This window comes from Rhodanobacter terrae, from assembly GCF_042657005.1.
GTDB classification, from domain to species: Bacteria; Pseudomonadota; Gammaproteobacteria; order Xanthomonadales; family Rhodanobacteraceae; genus Rhodanobacter; species Rhodanobacter terrae.
Genome location: NZ_JBHSNG010000015.1, coordinates 1 through 16,149, shown reverse-complemented (window position 1 = coordinate 16,149; position 16,149 = coordinate 1). Strand labels below are relative to the sequence as shown.

The 16,149-nt window shown below is 58.4% G+C and carries 13 protein-coding genes; all 13 read left to right on the top strand.

Going from position 1 to position 16,149, the window contains the following annotated elements; all coding sequences use genetic code 11:
* Positions 1–2 precede the first annotated feature (2 nt).
* The 13 genes from ACFPPB_RS13625 (at position 3) to ACFPPB_RS13565 (ending at position 15,783) form a co-directional block, all read left to right on the top strand.
* Entirely contained in the window at positions 3–1,256 is a 1,254-nt protein-coding gene (locus ACFPPB_RS13625; RefSeq protein WP_377327981.1) for a TIGR03087 family PEP-CTERM/XrtA system glycosyltransferase, read from the top strand.
* Positions 1,253–2,821, top strand: coding sequence for an exosortase A (xrtA, locus tag ACFPPB_RS13620; protein WP_377327979.1), 1,569 nt, complete (start codon positions 1,253–1,255; stop codon positions 2,819–2,821). Before ACFPPB_RS13625 ends, xrtA begins: the two co-directional genes overlap by 4 nt.
* Positions 2,818–4,017 (top strand): TIGR03088 family PEP-CTERM/XrtA system glycosyltransferase, encoded by a 1,200-nt coding sequence (locus ACFPPB_RS13615; RefSeq protein WP_377327977.1) that lies wholly within the window; start codon positions 2,818–2,820, stop codon positions 4,015–4,017. The genes xrtA and ACFPPB_RS13615 overlap by 4 nt, the downstream gene beginning before the upstream one ends.
* A 3-nt stretch (positions 4,018–4,020) precedes the next feature.
* Positions 4,021–5,976, top strand: a complete 1,956-nt coding sequence (locus tag ACFPPB_RS13610; RefSeq protein ID WP_377327975.1) for an XrtA/PEP-CTERM system amidotransferase — start codon at positions 4,021–4,023, stop codon at positions 5,974–5,976.
* Positions 5,973–6,977, top strand: a complete 1,005-nt coding sequence (locus ACFPPB_RS13605) for a sulfotransferase family protein (RefSeq protein ID WP_377327973.1) — start codon at positions 5,973–5,975, stop codon at positions 6,975–6,977. The genes ACFPPB_RS13610 and ACFPPB_RS13605 overlap by 4 nt, the downstream gene beginning before the upstream one ends.
* A gap of 98 nt (positions 6,978–7,075) precedes the next feature.
* Positions 7,076–8,311: a glycosyltransferase family 4 protein gene (locus ACFPPB_RS13600; RefSeq protein WP_377327971.1), complete on the top strand. Its 1,236-nt coding sequence runs from the start codon at positions 7,076–7,078 to the stop codon at positions 8,309–8,311.
* Positions 8,308–9,600 carry a TIGR04063 family PEP-CTERM/XrtA system glycosyltransferase gene (locus ACFPPB_RS13595; RefSeq protein WP_377327969.1) on the top strand — a complete coding sequence of 431 codons (1,293 nt, stop codon included), beginning with the start codon at positions 8,308–8,310 and terminating at the stop codon, positions 9,598–9,600. Before ACFPPB_RS13600 ends, ACFPPB_RS13595 begins: the two co-directional genes overlap by 4 nt.
* A 122-nt stretch (positions 9,601–9,722) precedes the next feature.
* On the top strand, positions 9,723–10,805 hold the full coding sequence (locus ACFPPB_RS13590; protein ID WP_377327967.1) for a carboxylate--amine ligase: 1,083 nt from the start codon (positions 9,723–9,725) through the stop codon (positions 10,803–10,805).
* Positions 10,802–11,917: a beta-L-arabinofuranosidase domain-containing protein gene (locus tag ACFPPB_RS13585; RefSeq protein WP_377327965.1), complete on the top strand. Its 1,116-nt coding sequence runs from the start codon at positions 10,802–10,804 to the stop codon at positions 11,915–11,917. Before ACFPPB_RS13590 ends, ACFPPB_RS13585 begins: the two co-directional genes overlap by 4 nt.
* A 4-nt stretch (positions 11,918–11,921) precedes the next feature.
* Positions 11,922–13,199, top strand: a complete 1,278-nt coding sequence (locus tag ACFPPB_RS13580) for a putative O-glycosylation ligase, exosortase A system-associated (protein ID WP_377327963.1) — start codon at positions 11,922–11,924, stop codon at positions 13,197–13,199.
* 268 nt (positions 13,200–13,467) lie between these two features.
* Complete coding sequence (locus ACFPPB_RS13575) at positions 13,468–14,511, top strand: glycosyltransferase (protein ID WP_377327961.1); 1,044 nt, start codon at positions 13,468–13,470, stop codon at positions 14,509–14,511.
* Positions 14,512–14,695: 184 nt separating this feature from the next.
* Positions 14,696–14,920 carry a hypothetical protein gene (locus ACFPPB_RS13570; protein ID WP_377327959.1) on the top strand — a complete coding sequence of 75 codons (225 nt, stop codon included), beginning with the start codon at positions 14,696–14,698 and terminating at the stop codon, positions 14,918–14,920.
* The gene (locus ACFPPB_RS13565) at positions 14,917–15,783 is read left to right on the top strand and encodes an ATP/GTP-binding protein (protein ID WP_377327957.1); all 867 of its coding nucleotides are present in this window, start codon (positions 14,917–14,919) and stop codon (positions 15,781–15,783) included. Before ACFPPB_RS13570 ends, ACFPPB_RS13565 begins: the two co-directional genes overlap by 4 nt.
* Positions 15,784–16,149: the final 366 nt, after the last annotated feature.

The window sequence follows — 16,149 nt, the reverse complement described above, 5'->3', positions numbered from 1 at the left end:
GCATGCGGTCGGTACTGTTCCTCTGTCATCGACTGCCCTGGCCACCCAGCAAGGGCGACAAGATTCGCTCGTATCACGTGCTGCGCAGACTTGCAGAACGCTACCACGTGTACCTCGGAACGTTCGTGGACGATCCTGCCGACTGGCAGTACCTCGCGCCGGTCGAGGCGTTGTGCGCCGAGGTTTGTGTGCGATCGTTGCCGGCTTGGCGTATGCGCTGGCGCGCGCTTGTCGCGCTGACCCGTGGTGAGCCGCTTACCGTCGGGGTCTATCGTGACCGTGTGATGCAGCGCTGGGTCGAGCGGCAGTTGGCTGATCCCAAGCTGGATATGGTCTTGTGCTATTCGTCGGGTGTGGCGCCGTTGGTCATGCGCCACACCGAACTGCGCCGGGTCATGGATTTCGTGGACATGGACTCCGACAAGTGGCACCAGTATGCGCAGCAGGTCTCGGTCGGCGTGAAGCGCATGCTATATCGCCGCGAGGCTCAACGACTGGCAAGGTTCGAGCGGAAGATCGCCGAGCAATTCGATGCCAGCGTATTTGTCTCGGAAGCCGAAGCAGCATTCTTTCGCAAGTTGGTGCCGGAATCGGCTGGCAAGGTGCACGGTATCAACAACGGAGTGGACGCCGGATATTGGGATCCAAACCGGGTGTACTCCACGCCATACCGATCCGGAGAACGGGTGCTGGTGTTTGTCGGCGCCATGGATTATCGCGCCAACGTAGATGCGGCGTGTTGGTTCGCGCACGAAGTATGGCCACGGATTGCCGCCCAGCGGACGGACGCGGGCTTTTACATCGTCGGCAGCAAGCCAACAGCCGCGGTCCGCGCGCTGGCGCAGCTCGCGGGCATCACGGTTACCGGGCGGGTGGAGGATGTGCGGCCCTATCTGGCCCATGCCCATGTCGTGGCGGCGCCGTTGCGGATTGCACGCGGCGTTCAAAACAAGGTGCTGGAGGCGCTGGCCATGGAGAAGGTGCTGCTGGCGACGCCCGAAGCCTACGAAGGTATTGCAGATTTCGCGGGGCGCCAGGGTTGTATCGATGGGTCTGCAGAAGTCATGGCGAATGAAGCCCTGCGCTGGCTGGATGTGCCACGGCCGGTGCGGGTGCCGGAGGCACGTGCCGAGGTACTGTCCCGCTATGATTGGGTATGCAGTTTGGATATGTATGAAAGCGTTTTATCCGGTACGCAGCCCGACACTCTTGCCGTCCATGCAGCGGCGGCCTGCGGGCCGGGGGTGTACTCATGAACGGGCTGCCTCGGGCCCTGGCGGCCTTTTCGCTGCGCACTCCTGGCTGGGTATCGGCCATAGTCGCGTTCGCCGTCGCAGTCGTCGTGCTGCTGGTTTGCTACTGGCAGACCGTGCAGTCGCTGGTATGGGTCTGGGATCACGACGGAACCTATCAGTATGCCGTTCTGATTTTTCCGTTGAGCCTGTGGATGGCATTCAACCTGCGTCCTCAACTACGGGTGAGGCCGCCCCTCCCGAGCGTGTGGGGCCTGGCAGCAGTGGCTGGGTTGGTGTTTGTCTGGTATGCGGGGCATCTGCTTGATGTCAATCTGCTGCAGCATTTTGCTTTGTTGGCTTTGTTTTCGGCGCTGGTACTCGCTTGCTGGGGGTGGCGCGCGCTATGGCTGCTGGTGTTTCCGCTCGGCTACCTAGTGGTGTTCGCGGTTCCCTGGGGTGATTCGCTAGTGGGTCCACTGCAAGACATCACGGCACATTTTGCGGTACACGCACTGGAGTTGACCGGCATACCGGTACTTCTCAACGGCCGCGAGATCATGACGCCCGCGGCGGTGTGGATGGTGGCGGACGCATGCAGCGGCGTGAAGTTTTTCAATGCCTGCACCGCCCTGGGCTGTCTTTTCGCCTACCTGATGTACCAGCGTTGGTGGAAGCGAATTGCTTTCGTGCTACTGGCGGCGGTCGCGCCGGTCATCGCGAATGGACTCCGAGTCTATTTCACGATATTGATCGGCGACACTTGGGGACTGAAGTACGCCACTGGCACGGATCACATGATTTTCGGTTGGCAGTTCTTTGGCACGGTGCTGTTACTGCTGCTGCTGGGCGGTTGGTTTTTCCGCGACCCCCTCGTCATGCGGGAGTGTCCTCCTGCATATGGCGGCAGGCCTGCGAGTGCACGCGCGGTGGTCTGGCTGGTGGCCGTCGCAGTGTTGATTGCCGGTCCAGCATTGACTGCCGAACTTGTATTGCCGGCAACGCCGGAAACTATTCGGCTTACCGCACCGACGATCGCTGGCTGGAGCGGTCCGCAAGTTGCCGCAGATGGCTGGCAGCCGGTTTTCGAGGGCGCCGTCGGGCAGGTGCGAGCGTCTTATCGATCGGCATCCGGCAATGATGTCGTCGACCTGTTTCATGCGGTCTACAGCGGCAGGCCGCGGCGCGGAAAAACCCTGATTACCTACGGAAACGACCTTTACGATCCGGCTTACTCGCGAGTCCTCAGTAGTGGCAGTCAACCGGTCGATTTCGCCAACGGGCGGGGCACAACTGCCGGAGAGCTGCGACTGGCCGGTGTAATGAGTCAGCGCCTTGTGTGGTACTGGTACTGTGTGGATCGTCGCTGTACACGTTCGCAGGTGTTGACCGAATTGCTGCAGGTTTGGGGTGCCCTACGCGGGCAGCTACCGCAGTCTTCGGTTTGGGCAGTGTCGTCGCTGGTTGCTGGCGACGGTGCCAATCAGGCGCGAACGAAATTGCGCGACTTTGTGCAGGCCCTGCCCGCGCCAGGCCTGGTGGATGCGCAGTTGCAGCGGCCACCCGCTGTAGCAGGGAGCCAGCCGTGAACGACAAGCCAATGATCGTGCATGTGCTCTACCGGCTGGATACCGGTGGCATGGAGCGCATGCTTGTGACTCTGATCAACCGGACCTGCCAGCGCTACCATCATGCGGTGATCTGTCTGGAAGGATATGGTGCGCTTCGGGACGAAATCGAGCCCGACGATGTGCCGTGCCTGGCTCTGGACAAAAAGCCCGGCAAGGATTGGCATTGCTATTTCAGGTTGTGGCGGACTTTGCGGGATCTGAAACCGGACTTGGTCCACACCTATAACGTCGGTGCCGTGGATGCGGCACTGATCGCCAGGCTTGCAGGGGTCCGGCGCGTCGTGCATGCAGAACGCGGCAGGGATGCTGCCGACCCGCGCGGCGAAAGCGGGAAGTATCGACTTTTGCGCCGCTGGCTGCTGCCGTTCATTGACCGCTATCTGGCGGTCTCGATGGACCTGCAAAACTGGCTCATGGAAAAGGTCGGTATACCCTCTTCGCGCGTTGTGTGCATTCCCAATGGCATTGACGCGACGGCGTTTTCCGCGACGGGAAATGAAAGGAGTACACGTCCGTTGCTGGGATCCTTCGCGCCTCCCGGAACCGTGCTGATCGGCACAGTCGGGCGGTTGGACGCCGTCAAGGACCAAGCTGGATTGATAACCGCCTTTCGCATTTTGTGCGAGGCATTGCCTCACGAGTGCTCGCGTTTGCGCCTGGTCCTGCTGGGCGAAGGCTCACAGCGCGCTGCGCTCGAGTCGCAAATCGCAAGTGCCGGACTTTCGGCGCGGGTCCGGCTTCTGGGTAACCGCAACGATGTGGCGCCGCTTCTCGCGGAGTTCGACGTTTTTGCGCTTTCATCCATCGCCGAGGGCATGCCAGGGGTCTTGCTGGAAGCGATGGCGTCCGGACTGCCCGTGGTAGCCACCGATGTCGGTGGGGTGGGCGAAGTGGTGGTGGCCGGCATGACCGGAACGCTGGTGTCGGCTAACGATCCAAAAGCTCTGGCCGGGGCGCTGATGGACTACGTGCTGGACGAGGGATTGCGGGCAGAGCATGGGGCGGCTGGGCGCGAGTGCGTAATGGCCCGGTTCAGTTTGCAGACCATGCTCTCGGCGTACACGGAATTCTACGACGGGTTGCTTGACAGGCCCCGTCATCAGCATGAGCAGGTTGTTGAGGCGACTCGCGCAACAGGACATAGGGAGAATTGAACCATGTGTGGTCTGGCCGGCATCGTACTGGCGCACAGTGGCGACAGCGCAAATGAAAAAATCCTGCTCGCCATGCGGGACGCACAGCGGCACCGCGGACCTGTCGAGGCCGGTCTGTATATCAGCCAAGGCGTGGGTCTGGGGCATCGTCGACTGTCCATCATGGACTTGAGCCATGGGCAGCAGCCCATGGTGGATGAAGCGGCCGGCCTGGCGCTGATCTACAACGGCGAGCTGTACAACTTCGAGTCCCTCAAGGCCGAACTGGAGGCGCAGGGTGTGATGTTTCACAGCCGCTGCGATACGGAAGTGCTGCTGCGTGCCTGGCAGCAATGGGGTGAAGCATGCCTGACGCGCCTGGTGGGCATGTTCGCGTTCGCCGTTTGGGACATGCGTGCGCAACGCATCTATCTGGCTCGCGATCAAATTGGCATCAAGCCGCTGTATTACGGCTTCACAAACTCCGGTGACCTGGTGTTCGCTTCCGAACTCAAGGGGCTGCTGGCGCATCCGGGTATGAAGCGTCAAATCGATCCGCAGGCGCTGGAAGACTATATGGCGCTCGGCTACGTGCCGGATCCGAAAAGTATCTATCGCGGAATTTTTAAGCTGGCCCCTGGTCACTGGCTGAGCTGGCGCACGGGTGAACCGCAGCCGCTCGTCAGCCAATACTGGGATGTGCCTTTCCATCGTGCGGCCGATATGACTGTCGACGCCGCCGTCGCCCAGCTTCGCAACGTGCTGGACTCCGCCGTCGCAAGCCAGATGACCGCTGACGTGCCGCTTGGGGCATTCCTTTCCGGTGGCGTGGATTCAAGCGCCCTGGTGGCCAGCATGAGCCGGGCGTCGCCTCAACCGGTGCGCACCTGCTCGATTGGTTTCGACCATGGCGCTTTCGACGAGACCGTCTATGCGCGATGCGTGGCTCAGCATCTGCATACGCAGCATTTCGAGCAACAGGTCAACGCCGACGACTACGCGCTGCTCGATACGCTATCGGCGGTTTACGACGAACCGTTTTCCGACAGCTCGGCCCTGCCGACGTACCGTCTGTGCGAGTTGGCACGCACCCAGGTAACGGTGGCGCTATCCGGCGACGGTGGCGACGAAAACTTCGCCGGTTACCGGCGCTACCGTCTGCATGCGTGGGAAAGTAACGTGCGCGCACGCCTGCCATTGGCGTTGCGAAAGCTGCTGTTCGGTTTGTTGGGAAGGATCTATCCCAAGGCTGATTGGGCTCCACGTCCGCTGCGCGCCAAGACCACGCTGCAGGCGCTTGCCTGCGACAATGTGGAGGCCTATTTCCACAGCGTCTGCACCACGTCCATGGCAATGCGCCAGCAGCTCTACAGTGCGAAATTCAAGCGCGAGCTTCAGGGTTACAGCGCACTCACGGTGTTTCGCGAACATGCCAGGCGCGCACCAACCGATCATCCGCTGCTCCTGGCGCAGTACCTTGACATCAAGACCTGGCTACCCGGCGACATCCTGACCAAGGTGGATCGCGCCAGCATGGCGCACAGCCTGGAAGTGCGCGTGCCGCTGCTCGATCATCGGTTGGTCGAATGGGCATCATCTTTGCCGCCTGAGTTGAAGCTCAAAGGAGGCACCGGCAAGTACATCCTCAAGAAGGCGCTCGAACCCGACTTGCCCCATGACGTGCTCTACCGAACCAAGATGGGTTTCAGTGTGCCCTTGGCGGCTTGGCTGCGTGGCCCACTCGCAAAGCGCGCTCGGGAGGCACTGCTCACCGGTGCCATTGCCGAGTGCGGATATTTCGAGCCGGCCACGCTTGATCGGTTGGTGCGCCAACATGCCAGCGGCCAGCGCGATCACAGTGCGACGCTGTGGAGTCTGCTGATGCTTGACGCATTTCTGCGCCGAATGCAGCAACCTGCTGACGCCGTGATCCCTGCAGGGCAGGCGAGCAGGGCCCTGGCTGCTGGGGCACTACCATGAACCGCTGTATTCTCGTATTCGGGATGCCGCGCTCTGGCACCACCTGGATCGGCAAACTGTTCGACAGCCATCCGGACACTCTCTACCGCCATGAACCGGATAGCGTGCGGCCCCTGAGCCTGCCGTTGTATCCCGAGACGCGAGTTGCGCCACAGTACCGCGAGGAGCTAGAGCAGTTTGTCGCATCACTGCCGGGTCTTCGATCTTCGAAGGTGGTTGGCAAACGCCCATTGTTTCGCAAGAGTTATCAGTCCAACGTGGCGTTGTGCGCGTATCGTTTGAGTGTCACCGTTGCCAAAGCCACAAGTCGCGTGCGGAGCGACTTCCCTTGCCTGTACCGGCCTACGGCCGTAGGCAGTGAGCGGGCACGTCTGGTTTGGAAGTCGATTGAATCGCCGGGACGGCTTGGCGTCTGTGTCGAAGCGCTGCCGCACGCCCGCGCCATTCATCTAATGCGTCATCCATGTGGCTACGTGGCATCGGTTTTGCGGGGGGAGGCGTCAAAGCGTTTCGATGGTCTGAAACCAAGCGCGGACGATCTTTGGCTACTGAAAATGTTGCTGGCCACATCCGTTGGAAGAACAAAGCGACTTAGTCTGGAGGATGTTGAACGCCTGACTCCCGAGGAACGACTGACATGGCGCTGGGTATTGACGCAGGAAAAGATCCTTGCGGATACCGCACGCTGCGAGCGTGTACTTACGCTTCGGTACGAGGATGTCTGCGCCGAACCCCTCGCTATGACCCGGAGGATGTTTGAGTTCACAGGGATCGACTGGCAGTCGCAGACCGAGAGATTTATCGGTGCAAGCACGCAGGCGGCGAATACGGACTACTACAGCGTCTTCAAAAACTCGAAGGCATCTGCTGATCGCTGGAGTTCGGAACTGGCCCCGCCAGTCATCGACCGCATCCTGCGAATTCTCCACGACAACCCTGTGGGTCGTTTCTACAACGATGACCTGCATGTCCCGACGGTGCTTTCGGATCTCATGACATGAATGCCACGTGCACATCGATTGTCTCCGCTGCCGAGAATGGTCGGCGATTGCCGTCGGGAAGAACTGGATCTACGCCGACCAGCAGTGGGGTCAATCCCTTGGACGCGTCCGAAACAGTCGGCAGCCCCACGATTCGCCTGCTGGTGTTCACCAGCCTGTATCCGAATACCGCGCAGCCGCGCCATGGCGTGTTTGTAGAAGAGCGGCTACGCCATCTCGTGGACTCAGGGCTAATTGCCGCGACGGTGGTGGCCCCGGTGCCATGGTTTCCATCCAGGCACCCCATGTTCGGCGCTTATGCCACCCACGCGGCGGTGCCGGAAAGGGAAGAGCGCTACGGTATCAGCATATGGCATCCACGCTATCCCGTGATTCCGAAACTGGGTATGAGCATCGCGCCGTTCCTGATGTTCCGCGCGCTTCTACCCGTGCTTCGCGACCTGAAAGTCAACGGACCCGACTTCGATCTGATCGATGCGCACTACTTTTATCCCGACGGCGTGGCGGCAGCGCGCCTGGGTGCGGCGCTGGGCAAGCCAGTGGTGATCACCGCTCGTGGCTCCGACGTGACATGGATACCGCGCTATCGCCGACCGAGGCGGCAAATCACATGGGCCGCCGAGCGCGCCGGTGCCGTCGTCACCGTGTCGCAGGCCCTGAAAAGCAAAGTTGCAGCGCTGGGCGTGAATCCAGGAAAAGTCACGGTTTTGCGCAATGGCGTTGATCTTGAGCGGTTCGGACCGCGGGACCGAGCCGTTATCCGTGCCAAGCTGGGCCTGACCGGGCCAGTCTGGCTGGCGGTAGGCAATCTGGTCGAATTGAAGGGTGTGCACATCACCCTGGAGGCCGTTGCCAAGGTGCCTGACGTCACTCTTTTGATCGTGGGTCGAGGTCCCGAGGAAGCGCGGTTGCGTCAGTTGGCCGACCGTTTGGATATTGGCGCGCGCGTGCGGTACCTCGGCGTCATCCCCCATGCGGAATTGGCTGAGTATTACAACGCGGCAGACGCGATGGTGCTCGCGTCGAGCCGCGAAGGCATGCCCAACGTCGTGCTGGAATCGCTCGCTTGCGGTACGCCGGTTGTGGCCGCGCCCTTTGAAGGAGTCACCGAATTGCTTAATGCGCCCGAAGCAGGGGAGGTTGCCGCGCAGCGCAGCGGTGAAGCCATCGCTTCGGCATGGCTTCGGTTGCGTGATCGGGCACCGACAAGGGTTGCCACCCGCGCCATTGCCGAGCGACTGGGATGGCAACCTGTCGTCGAAGCGCAACTGGCACTTTATGCACAGGTATTGTCGGCCGCAGGCGGTGGCGCAATTTGCGGAGCGGCACGATGAATAACACGCCCTGCGTCGTACCACGGGACGCTCCCCTGGCAGGGTCAACTGACCGGCCACTACGTATCCTGCACGTACTCGATCATTCGCTGCCGCTGCATAGCGGTTACACATTCCGCACGCTTTCCATCCTTGGGCAGCAGCGCGCCCTCGGATGGGAAACATTTCAGCTGACAGGCCCCAAGCAAGGGGGCGACCAGGAGCGCGAAGAACGTATCGACGACTGGATGTTCTACCGTACGCCGCCAGCATCCGGGCTGGCCGCGAAACTGCCGCTTGTGGCGTACCGCTACCTGATGAAAGCACTGCAGGCGCGGCTCGCAGAAGTGGTGGAAGCCGTGCGCCCGGACATCATTCACGCGCACTCACCGGTGCTGAACGCATTCCCCGCGCTAGCGGTTGGCCGGTCCGCCGGGATCCCGGTGGTGTATGAAGTGCGCGCATTCTGGGAAGACGCGGCAGTGGACCAGGGAACGGCACGTGAATGGGGGCCGCGCTATCGCTTGACGCGCGCTCTGGAAACCCGTGCCCTGCAACGGGCGGATGCGGTGACCACGATCTGTGACGGCTTGCGCGGCGACATGTTGGAACGTGGCATTCCCGCAGACAAAATCACCGTGATTCCCAACGCTGTGAATCTATCCCAATTTCAATTCAGAGTCACCGCGGACCGGGAACTGATGCAGAAATACGGACTCGCACCTGGAAGCACGTTGGGGTTTGCCGGCTCGTTCTATGCCTATGAAGGACTCGACATTCTGCTTCGCGCGATGCCACTGGTGTTGCGCGCGGTACCGCAGGCACGCCTGCTGTTGCTGGGGGGCGGGCCGCAGGAGGCTGATCTGCGAGCGTTGGCTGCCGATCTTGGCCTTGAAGGTGTCGTACATTTCACAGGCCGCGTACCGCACAGCGAAATGACCCGCTATTACAGTGCCATGGACGTCATGGTCTACCCGCGGGTCTCGATGCGGCTGACCGACTTGGTGACGCCGCTGAAACCGCTCGAGGCGATGGCCATGGGCAAACTGGTGGTGGCCTCAGATGTGGGTGGCCATCGCGAGTTGATGCGCGATGGCCATAATGGTCATCTGTTTCCCGCAGGGTCGAACGAGGCACTCGCATGCTGCCTGACCAAGCTGCTGCAAGCCCCCGAGACCTGGCATGAGGTAATAACCCATGGGCGCGAATATGTGGCAAGCGAACGCAGCTGGAATTCAAGCGTAGAACGTTACCGCGCGGTATACACCGCCGTGCTCGATGGTGCACAACAGGGCGAGGATAGAAGCTAATGGCGGCTGATACGCCCGCGGTTGTAGTAGGGGCTGGCGTCAATGGCCTTGGCGTATCGCGCAGTCTGGCGTGTGAGCGAGTGCCAGTCTGGTTACTGGATTCGCATGCGCGGTGTCCGGAAATGCACACCCGAGCCGCGAAACCCGTGACGGTGCGTTCCCTGCATGGTGAAACCCTGGTCGAAGAGCTGATTCGCCTGGCTGAGGCACAATTCTCCGGCTTGCGCCCAGTCTTGTTTCTCACCCAGGAGGAAAGTGTCAGGACGGTCTCGCACCACCGCGATCGACTGTCGGCTCTTTACCGTTTCAGCCTGCCGGCCATGGACATGGTGGATATCTTGCAGCACAAACAGGGTTTTCAGCGCCTCGCCGAAAAGCTTGGCAGCCCCATTCCGCCGCTGGTACACATTCGCACGCTCGCGGACCTGCCCGCGCTTGAGAACCTGCGTTATCCGGTGGTGATCAAACCCGGCGAGCGGAATGCGGAATACTCCAGTCAATTCAAGAAAGCTTATCGCGTGGAAAGTGCCTCCGAGGCGGCCGGGTTGATTCGCCGCATCTTGCTGGCAATGTCGGACGTGGTGGTGCAGGAGTGGATCGAGGGACCGGATTCGAATATCTATTTTTGCCTGCAATATCTCGACAAACGCGGCCAGGTTGCCGGCTCATTCACGGGTCAGAAAATCCGCTCGTGGCCACCCCAGGTCGGCGGCACCGCGAGCTGCGTGGCGGCCGCGGACGCCCATGAAGAACTATCCGGCATGACGACACAATTTTTTCAGGCCGCAGGCGTGGTCGGCATGGCCAGCATGGAATACAAGCGCGACGTACGCAGTCGCGAATTCCGGATGGTGGAACCCACCATCGGTCGCACGGATTACCAGGAGGAAGTGGCAACCTTGAACGGCATCAATCTGCCGTATGCGGCCTGGTGTTCCGAGCTCGATCTCCCGTTCCCCGCAGCGGCGATGAGAGAACGGCCCGTGGTATGGCGCGTGCACTCCGAGGATGTGCAATCCGCGGCCGCACAAGGGCAGTCACTCAAGCAAGGTTATCCGCACGATGCTCACGTGGCCGATGCCTTGTGCCGGTGGCGTGACCCCATACCGTGCGTGGCGCAAATTTTTCAGCGCGCCCGGCGAGCCCTGCGCAGCCGAACGTCGAAGATGATGGGTGGCTTGCCAGCGGCCAGGAGCAAATCATGAGCGTGGTCGCCAGACTCCTGTCCAGACCATGGTTGCGCCCGGTGCCGGATCCGCGCGTCGGACTGCAAGCAGCGGCCGAATGGCTGTCGCGCGCCCAGGACGCTAGCGGTTGCGGCGGTGTCAGCGCCCATTACGATGCGGCAAAGCGGAAGTGGGCGGGTGCCTATCCTGAAACCACTGGCTACATCATTCCGACCTTCTTTCGCTATGCCGATTTCTCGGGCAACAACGAGTATCGCGAGCGGGCCCTGCGCATGGCGGCATGGGAATCCGACATCCAGCTTCCCGACGGCGGCGTACGCGCCGGCACGATGGACGCAACCCAGATTGTCCCGACCATCTTCAACACCGGACAGGTGTTGTTCGGCTGGTTGGCCGCCTGGCAACAAACGCAAGATGCGCGCTTTCGTGACTCGGCGGTGCGCGCGGCCGATTGGTTGGTGGCCGCTCAGGATCCGGATGGCGCATGGCGGCGCTTCGCTTCGCCGTTCGCCGCGCATGCCGTGAATACTTACAATACACGCGTGGCGTTCGCGCTGGCCAAGGCCAGTCGCGCTTTGCAAGAGCCGCGCTATCTAGACGCCGCCATACGCAATGTGCAGTGGGCAATGACCCAGATGCATCCCAATGGGTGGTTGGAAAACAACGATCTGGAGGACAACAAGCGGCCGCTCACGCATACCATCGCATATGCAACGCGCGGAATCCTCGAAGTCGGTTTGATCGCTGGTGACAGTGCCTTCGTGGATGCGGCTGCACGCATCGCGCAAGCTGTAGCGCAGAGCCAGCGTGGTGACGGCGCCTTGCCCGGACGTCTCGATTCCGCTTGGCGCGCGGCCAGCCGCTGGAGCTGTATGACTGGCAATGCGCAAATGGCCATCATCTGGCAACGCTTGGCAGCAGAGACCGGCGAGCAATCCTGGAAGACGGCAGCGCAACGCGCCAATCACTTCAATCTGTCCATCCAGGATGTGGCGGCGGCCGATGAGACCGTACGTGGTGGCGTGTCCGGCTCGCACCCGCGATCAGGCGGCTACATGAAGAATCGCTATCCAAACTGGGCGGCCAAATTCTTCATGGACACGCTCATGCTGCAAATGGAAGCGGGTTAGCGACGTGCGCGATATTGCACTTGCCTTGTTTATCTTCGGAATGCTTCCGTACATTCTGATGCGCCCGTACATAGGACTGCTCGTTTGGTCCTGGCTGGGCTACATGAATCCCAATCGGCTGTGCTATGGCTTCGCCATCAATTTTCCGTGGGTGCAAGTGGTTGCGATCGTCACGCTCGTGAGCCTTGTTTTCAGCAAGGACAGCAAGAGAATCCCAGCTTCATCAATCACCGTACTGCTGGCGGTCTTTTTTGCGTGGACCACCTTGACCACGTTATTTGCGGTCGAAACAGCTTCTGCGTGGCAGTGGTGGGAGCAATTCGGAAAGATACTGATCATGGTGTGGGTTACGCTGATGCTGGTGCGGGATCGGCAGCGGATGCACTTCCTGATATGGGTCATCGTGATATCTCTCGGGTTCTACGGCCTCAAGGGTGGAATATTTACGCTACTCACCGGCGGCTCCCACCATGTATACGGCCCCGCGGGCAGCTTTATTGGTGACAACAACGATTTGGCACAAGCCCTCTGTATGGCCTTGCCCCTCATGCGTTATTTGCACCTCCAGTCGCAGAGCAGACGGCTACGGATCGCCATGGTGCTATCAATGATATTGACTGGTATAGCTATTCTTGGAACCTATTCACGTGGCGGGTTAATTACGCTGGCAGTAGTAAGTGGAATTTTATTTCTAAAAAGCCGTGGACGCATCGGAGTCGTCGCCCTTGCTGCGATATTGGGAATGATTGCCTATCAATTCATGCCTTCTAAATGGACGGAGCGAATGGACACACTCCACCATGCGGATCAAACAGACTCGGCCCAATCGAGAATTCAATCCTGGGAGTTTGCGGTAAATGTCGCTCTCCACCGCCCGTTGGTCGGTGGAGGATTCAACATCTATCAAAACACTGAAATGTGGAGAAGATACGGCCCTGAAGGCGCCACTCCTCGCGCCATACACAGCATATATTTCCGCGCTTTGGGTGAGCAGGGGTTTCCAGGATTGGCGTTATTTATGGCGCTATTGATCGCAAGCTGGAAGAGTTGCGGTCGAGTCAGAAAATACGCGATCGGTTTATTGGATCTAAAGTGGGCTTACGATCTAGCCTCAATGATGCAGGTAAGTCTGGTTGCCTTTATGATTGCCGGCTTGGCGACGACATCAGCCTATTTTGATTTGTCGTATCAATTAATGGCGATTTGTGCTTTGTTGCCATATATTATTGAAAATAAATTGGTGAAATCGATAGATCATCAACTCGCACAACCGCGTACTTAAATAGCTAGGCAGTACGAGGGTTCCTCACTGATGAATTTGAAGAGTAGTAATTTAGTAAATGAAAAAAAAATTACTCATGATCGCTTTTCATATACCACCATCGTCGATAAGTAGTGGACACTTGCGCCCATTGGGATTCGCCAGATCTTTGCCTCCATCTGGCTGGGATCCGATAATACTTTCTACCAAGGAGAGCGCTTACATACAAATCGACCCGGCCAGTGTAAATCTCATACCGGATTCCATCCCCGTGCACCGCGTTTTTTCCATGGATGCGAAACGCCATTTGAGTATTCGGGGAAAATATCCATCCATGTTGGCGCAACCTGACCGATGGTCATCCTGGTGGCCTGCGGCAGTATTTCGTGGTCTTCGCCTGATCCGTCGTCATCAAGTGCAAGCCATATGGTCAACCTACCCGATAATGACGGCGCATTGTGTTGCTTATACGTTGAGTCGCCTGACCGGACTGCCGTGGATCGCAGACTTTCGTGATCCGGTTGCAAACTCTGTTGCGACACACAACGCGCTGGCCGTATCCACGCAAATGCGCTGGGAACGTCGTGTTCTTTCTCGGGCAACGTATTCAGTATTTACAACACCGGGCGCCATGCGGTCTTATGCTGAACGATACCCGGAGATTTATGGTGAGGGGCGTTTGAAGATGATTCCAAACGGATATGATGAGGAGGATTTCGTTCAATTGCCGCCCTATAGATCACTGGAAGGTGAGCGTCCTCTGCATCTGGTGCACGCAGGCATCCTTTATCCTTCAGGCCGCAGTCCCCTGCCATTCTTCGCGGCGTTGGCGAACCTCAAGGATTCCGGAGTTCTTGGTACACATGACATCAGGGTGACGCTGCGTGCCAGCGGCTCGGAAGCATTGTATGGCGCGGAGCTTGAACGGCTTGGTCTTCAGGCGATGGTGACGTTAGCTCCAATGCTTCCCTACAGGGACGCGTTGGCGGAGCAATCCCAGGCGGATGCGCTGCTGCTTTTTCAGGGCGATCAATACGACAATCAGATACCTGCAAAGCTTTACGAGTATCTGAGGCTCGGCCGGCCGATCTTTGCGTTGGTGGGAGCACGAGGGGATACAGCAACGATATTGCGCGAATGCGAGAGCGCGGCCTTGGTGTCGATCGATGATGTTCAGGTAATTCAGACTGGGTTGATGCAGTTCATCGTATCCCTGCGCGCAGATCGCGCTGTATGCACCCCGCGGGATGCCGCGCTCAAGTATTCACGGCGCGAGGGGGCTCTTTTGTTGGGCAAACTGTTGGATCAGACGACACTAGGGGGCGGCCGGTGAATACAACGTTGCGAGGCCTGAATCGTACCCTTGTCGCCAATCCTCTCGCGGTCGGTCGGGAAGCTCGCGCTGCAACATTTGTTACCGGATTCATCCGGTCCAGCACGAAGTTGGTGAGCGTTTATTCCATGAGCACTCTGGGGCTAGTTTTGCTAACTGCTCCAATCTGGAGGGCTGATCGCAGTTGATTAAAGAGGGCGACCATGATCATTGGGGTGAGGTACAAGCATTGTTTGAAGCTTTCATGCCTGCGGAGGTGCCGGTCATGATTTGTGGCGGCGAATATGCTTTGGAGCGGACACGATTGTTCGAAGGTGACGCGTCGCTTGCCATTGTCCGTTTATCGGCGCCGTTATCCGCAATATCCGGATCAAATAATCCGTACATCGACGATGCATTAACGACATGATTACGGCAAAAAAATTTCTAGCCCTTTCACCTGATCAAGTAACGTCGGAGGCGGAGAAAGAATTTTTCGCCTCGCTAAAACTTCGGAATGGAACTTACAAAACGACATTTCAGGGGCGATTTTCAGAGATCAATCGTGAACTTCGGCAGTTGGTGGGATCTGGAGATATAACTGTTGACCATATCCTGGACATCGGAATATCTTCGGGGAGCAACACGCTGGAGCTCTACAGCGCACTGGAGTCGGCGGGTCACAAGAGTCGAATCATTGGTACGGATCTGATGACAGAGGCTTATCTCGTAGACGTGCTTCCCGGGTGTCTGGCGCTGGTCGATAGTACCGGTTATCCATTGCGATACGACATTTTCAAATGGAGTATGAAGCCCTGGGTGGTTAGAAGTGATTACCGAACTTGTTTTTTTATTTTTCGGAAATTAATAAATATTTCCCTCGGATATCGTGCGAGAAAAATTATTGCTGCGGCAAATTCGACTCGTGTGCAGAAGGTTGAGCTGGTTACACCCATGCTGCGCAAACATGCAAGTATTATAGTTAAGAAAGATGACATCACGCGATATAATCGTACGTTTGATGGGAAGTTCAACTTCATCAGGGCGGCTAACGTATTGAATAGAGGATACTTTACTGACGATGATCTGAGGACGATTATATATAATATAAAGCGCTATTTGGTAAAGCCGGCAGCATCGTTGCTAGTCATGCGCACCCATGAAAATAACGACAATCACGGGACGCTTTTCGATATTGAAGAAGACGGAGGATGCAGGATTCTACGGCGATTTGGTAAAGGCTCGGAAGTAGAAGATTTAGTACTTGAGTGCATGCGCAAGAAGTTGTCTTGAGTCTTGCACTATTTGTGTCGGACGTAATGAAGACACAGTGTGCTTTTTTTCGAACTGATGCTCACGGACACGTTATTTCGCCTATTGTCTTGACATTGCTGATTTCTGAACGAAAGCTTTGGCTTCTCTCGCTGACGTGCCATGTCCTCTATTCCATCTTGGCCCCTGCCTCACCGGGTGATGAGAGGTTGGGACCCCCTACCCAATGCTCCGAACTTAACCCCACCCTTAGGGATGCTCTGATTTATTCCCCGTGTGCGGCATCATAGCGACCAGTCCCAAGGAAGCCCATCGCCGATGAAACAGCGTTCGTTCGCCTCGTTGAGTTTCGAGTCCAAGAAGAAGCCGACACGCCGAGAGCGGTTT

Bases quoted from the DNA above. Each gene is read 5' to 3' on its own strand.
- ACFPPB_RS13625 (WP_377327981.1), top strand. From the start codon at position 3: ATGCGGTCGGTACTGTTCCTCTGTCATCGACTGCCCTGGCCACCCAGC.
- xrtA (WP_377327979.1), top strand. From the start codon at position 1,253: ATGAACGGGCTGCCTCGGGCCCTGGCGGCCTTTTCGCTGCGCACTCCT.
- ACFPPB_RS13610 (WP_377327975.1), top strand. From the start codon at position 4,021: ATGTGTGGTCTGGCCGGCATCGTACTGGCGCACAGTGGCGACAGCGCA.
- ACFPPB_RS13605 (WP_377327973.1), top strand. From the start codon at position 5,973: ATGAACCGCTGTATTCTCGTATTCGGGATGCCGCGCTCTGGCACCACC.
- ACFPPB_RS13595 (WP_377327969.1), top strand. From the start codon at position 8,308: ATGAATAACACGCCCTGCGTCGTACCACGGGACGCTCCCCTGGCAGGG.
- ACFPPB_RS13590 (WP_377327967.1), top strand. From the start codon at position 9,723: ATGCACACCCGAGCCGCGAAACCCGTGACGGTGCGTTCCCTGCATGGT.
- ACFPPB_RS13585 (WP_377327965.1), top strand. From the start codon at position 10,802: ATGAGCGTGGTCGCCAGACTCCTGTCCAGACCATGGTTGCGCCCGGTG.
- ACFPPB_RS13575 (WP_377327961.1), top strand. From the start codon at position 13,468: ATGGATGCGAAACGCCATTTGAGTATTCGGGGAAAATATCCATCCATG.
- ACFPPB_RS13565 (WP_377327957.1), top strand. From the start codon at position 14,917: ATGATTACGGCAAAAAAATTTCTAGCCCTTTCACCTGATCAAGTAACG.